The following is a 4,358-nucleotide window of genomic DNA, read 5'->3' as shown; positions in this document are numbered from 1 at the left end:
CACGCCGTTCAACGGTCCGCGGGTGGCGGGCGCGGCGGGGCGGGGGCGACCGGTGGCGGCCGGGGTCATGGACAACTCCTGTGGGGGACGGTTGGGCGGCTGACATGATACGCTCATCGCGCCGGACGGATAGGGCCATGATCGAATTACGCAACGTCGAGACTTTTTTCTGGGTCGCCACCCTGGGCAGCTTCCGGGCCGCCGCGGACAAGCTCAACACCACGCAGCCCGCGGTGTCGCAGCGCATCGCCTCGCTCGAGGCCGACCTGGGCGTGCGGCTGTTCGAGCGCGAGGCGCGCGGCGTCAAGCTCACCGGCAAGGGCCATGAACTGCTGTCGCACGCCGAACGCATGTTGCAGGTGCGCCGCGACATGTTCGAGGCCGCGCGCGAGCAGAACGTCATGTCCGGCACCGTGCGCATCGGCGTGGCCGAGACCATCGTGCAGACCTGGCTGCCCACGCTCATCGAACTGGTGCACACCGCCTATCCGGCACTGGTGCTGGAGATCGAGGTCGACACTACGCACGTGCTGCGCCCGCATCTGCTGTCGCGCCAGATCGATCTGGCCTTCCTGATGGGGCCGGTGCTGGAGGCGCGGGTCGAGAATCTGCCGCTGTGCACCTATCCGCTGGCCTGGGTCGCCAATCCGCACCTGGACCTGGGGCCGGAGCCGGTGACGCTGGAGCGCATCGCGCGCCTGCCCATCATCACCTATCCGTCCAACAGCGCGCCGTACCGCGTGGTGCGCGACATGCTCACGCGCGCCGGCGTGGCCGCGCCGCGCATGTACGGCAGCGCATCCATGTCCATGATGGTGCGCATGACCGAGGACTGCATCGGCACCAGCGTCATCGCGCCGGTGTTCCTGGGCAAGGAACTGGCGCGCGGCGAGCTGCGCATCCTGCGGGTCGAGGCCGATCCGCTGCCCGAGCTGAGTTTCACCGCGAGCTGGGTGCAAGGCCCGGACAGCCATGCGGTGCGCCTGATCGCGCAGATGGCGCAGAAGGTGGCCGCGCAGGCCACCGACGGAACGCCGGCCAGCTAGTCAGACCGGGCCGGCGGCCCTAGGTGTTTTCCCGTGGACAAGCCCGGCCCAAGCGCGCCGCGCGGCCATCGCGCGATATTGCCGCCAGGCTGGAAAGCCGCGCCAGTACTGGGTTTGCGGGTAATATGCCGCCCGCCGCCGGTCAGACCAAAGAAATATTTATACCTCGGCATCGCAACATACGATTGGACGCTGCGCGTCCCGGGCGGTGCAATGCGGCCACATCGATAACGAGCGCCAGTAAAGGCGGCGCGGGGAAAGCGGGGAAGGGCAGCGGACGGGTTCCGGACGGCGGCGAAGCCAGGCTTCGCGAGGCGCGCCGGGACCGGACCGAGGCGGTTCCGGCGACCCCGCATACAGCCACGGGGCCGGCGCTCGCGATTCGCGTTCCGCATTCGCGGCCGCGCGCAGCCAGGGCCAACGGGGACCCGCGCGCGGCAGACATTCCCGCAGCCAGGAGCTTGATCCATGAAGAAATCCCTCGTATGCGCCGCCATTGCGGCCGGCCTGCTGGCCGGCGCCGCTCACGCCCAGGACCTGCCCAAGACGCAGTTGAAGGTCGTCGGCGGCCTGTCGAACCTGACGGCCTACAACGATTACGAAAAGCCTTTCTGGACCAAGACCATTCCCGAGCTGTCCAAGGGCCAGGTCACGGCCGACATCAAGGGCTTCAATGAAATGGGCCTGAAGGGTCCGGAGCTGCTGCGCCTGATGTCGCAGGGCGTGATCGAGTTCGGCACCGCCACGCTGTCGTACTTCGCCAGCGACAACCCCATCAACGAAGCCATCGACCTGGCCGGCCTGGCGCCGGACGTGCAGACCGCGCGCGCCGTCACCAATGCCTTCGAGCCGGTCTACGCGCGCCTGTACGGCGAGGGCAACAACGTCAAGCTGCTGGGCATTTCCACTTATCCGGCCCAGGTGCTGTTCTGCAACGCCGAAATCAAGGGCCTGGCCGACCTGAAGGGCAAGAAGGTCCGCACCAGCAGCCGTACCACCGCCGAGTTCGTCGAGGCGCTGGGCGGCTCCAGCGTCACCATGGCCTTCGGCGAAGTCGTGCCGGCGCTGCAGAACAAGGTGGTGGACTGCGCCATCACCGGCTCGCTGTCCGGCTATTCGGCAAAGTGGTACGAGGTGTCCACGCACCTGTACGCGCTGCCGATCAACTGGAACCAGCAGATCCACGCCGTCAACCAGAAGGCCTGGGACAAGCTGGATCCGGCCGTGCGCACCTTCCTGCAAGCCAACGTGAAGACGCTGGTCGACAACATCTGGGACGCCGCCGCGCGCCAGACCCAGGAAGGCTACGACTGCAACACCGGCGCCGCCGCCTGCCCTTACCCGGTCAAGGGCAAGATGGTGCTGGTGCAGCCGTCCGAGGCCGACCGCGCCCTGCTCAAGAAGGTCACGCAGGAAGCCGTGCTGCCCAAGTGGGCCGCCCGTTGCTCGGCCCAGTGCGTCAAGGACTTCAACGCCACCGTCGGCAAGACGCTGGGCGTGACCGCCAGCAAGTGATGTCTCGCAAGTGATGTCGCGCGAGCGACATCCAGCAAGTAACCGGGACCGCGCGCCGCCGCCCCTCGCGGGCAGGGCGGCGCCGGCTCCCGGCGTTTCCACCCCCGGCGCCCTGCGCCGGGCGACCCCCTCGCGGAGTCAAGACCGATGACCTCTACCGAACACTTCCGCCTGCTCGGCGGGCTGCTGCGCCGCGCCGAAAGCTGCTCGCGCGTGGCCGTCTGGGCGGGCGGGGCGCTGACCATTGCCAGCGTCCTGCTCATTTCCTTCGACGTGCTGGCCCGCAAGTTCCTGGGCTTCACCACGGGCGGCGCCGACGAACTGTCGAGCTACGCTTTCGCCATCAGCACCTCCTGGGCGCTGGCTTTCGCCACGCTGCAACGCGCCAACGTGCGCGTGGACGTGCTCTATCAATTCCTGCCGGTGCGGCTGTCGGCCGTGCTGGACTGGCTGTCGCTGGTGGCGCTGGCCGTCTTCATGGTGTTCCTGACCTACTACGCCTACGACATGGTGCAGACCTCCTGGGCGCAGAAGTCCGCCGCCAACACGCCCCTGGCCACGCCGCTGTGGATTCCGCAGGGCCTGTGGCTGCTGGGCCTGGCCTGGATGTGCCTGACGGTGGCGCTGATGCTGGCGCGCGCCTCGGCCGCGCTGGTCACGGGCGACATCGAGCTGGTCAAGCAGATCTGCGGCGTGCGCTCGGCGCAGGAAGAAGCCGACGAGGAAGCCGCCGCCGGCGAGCGCATGGTCAAGGGAGAAGCCGCATGATCGCCACCGCCCTGATCCTTCTGCTGGTGCTGATCGGCCTGTCCATTCCCGTGGGCGCCGCCCTGGGCGTGCTGGGCCTGACGCTGGATCCGCTGTTTTCCATGCTGCCGCTGTCGCGCGCCATCGGCGAACTGTCGTGGAGCTCGAACAACGAATTCCTGCTGGTGGCGATTCCGCTGTTCATCATGCTGGGCGAGGTGCTGCTGCGCGCCGGGTTCGCCGAGCGCATGTACGGCGCGATGAGCCTGTGGCTGTCGTGGCTGCCGGGCGGGCTGATGCACGCCAACATCGGCGCGTCCACGCTGTTCTCGGCCACGTCCGGCTCCAGCGTGGCGACCGCCGCCACGGTGGGCACGGTAGCCATTCCGCAGATCCGCAAGTACGGCTACAACGAGCCGCTGTTCCTGGGCAGCCTGGCCGCCGGCGGCACGCTCGGCATCCTGATCCCGCCGTCGATCAACCTGGTCATCTACGGCGTGCTGACCAATTCGTCGGTGCCCAAGCTGTACCTGGCCGGCATCATTCCGGGCTTCGCCATGGCGGCGCTGTTCATGCTGACGGTCGTGATCGCCTGCGTGGCCAAGCCGTCCTGGGGCGGCAAGAAAATCCAGGCCAGCTGGGGCCAGCGCATGGCCAGCCTGGTCCACCTGGCGCCGCCGCTGGGCATCTTCCTGCTGGTGGTGGGTTCGATCTACGCCGGCCTGGCCACGCCGACCGAGGCCGCCGCGCTGGGCGTGCTGGGCGCGCTGGTGCTGGCCGCCTGGTACCGGCGCCTGACCTGGAACATGTTGCGCGAGGCGGTTGAAGGCACCATGCGGTCCACGGCCATGATCATGCTGATCGTGATCGCCGCCAGCTTCCTGAACTTCGTCATGTCGGCCACCGGCCTGACCGACGCGCTGACCCAGTCCATCACCGGACTGGGCCTGTCGCCGGGCTGGATGCTGCTGATCGTAGTCGTGTTCTACCTGGTGCTGGGCTGCTTCATGGAGACGCTGTCCATGATGATCACGACGATTCCCATCGTCG

At 68.0% G+C, this 4,358-nt stretch carries 4 protein-coding genes; all 4 read left to right on the top strand.

Translation table 11 applies throughout. The features are described from left to right. Positions 1-137: 137 nt before the first annotated feature. Positions 138-1,046, top strand: a complete 909-nt coding sequence (locus KDH83_RS29755; RefSeq protein WP_212322429.1) for a LysR family transcriptional regulator — start codon at positions 138-140, stop codon at positions 1,044-1,046. A 468-nt stretch (positions 1,047-1,514) separates the two neighbouring features. After that, positions 1,515-2,561 carry a TRAP transporter substrate-binding protein gene (locus tag KDH83_RS29750; RefSeq protein ID WP_212322427.1) on the top strand — a complete coding sequence of 349 codons (1,047 nt, stop codon included), beginning with the start codon at positions 1,515-1,517 and terminating at the stop codon, positions 2,559-2,561. A 147-nt stretch (positions 2,562-2,708) separates the two neighbouring features. Further along, a complete protein-coding gene (locus KDH83_RS29745) occupies positions 2,709-3,329 on the top strand; it encodes a TRAP transporter small permease (protein ID WP_103274567.1) in 621 nt (206 codons plus the stop codon). Further along, the coding region (locus tag KDH83_RS29740) for a TRAP transporter large permease (protein ID WP_212322424.1) at positions 3,326-4,358 on the top strand (1,033 nt) is incomplete at its 3' end. The genes KDH83_RS29745 and KDH83_RS29740, both read left to right, overlap by 4 nt.

This window comes from Achromobacter sp. Marseille-Q0513 (genome assembly GCF_018195695.1).
GTDB lineage: Bacteria > Pseudomonadota > Gammaproteobacteria > Burkholderiales > Burkholderiaceae_B > Achromobacter.
This window is presented reverse-complemented; position numbering and strand designations above follow the sequence as displayed.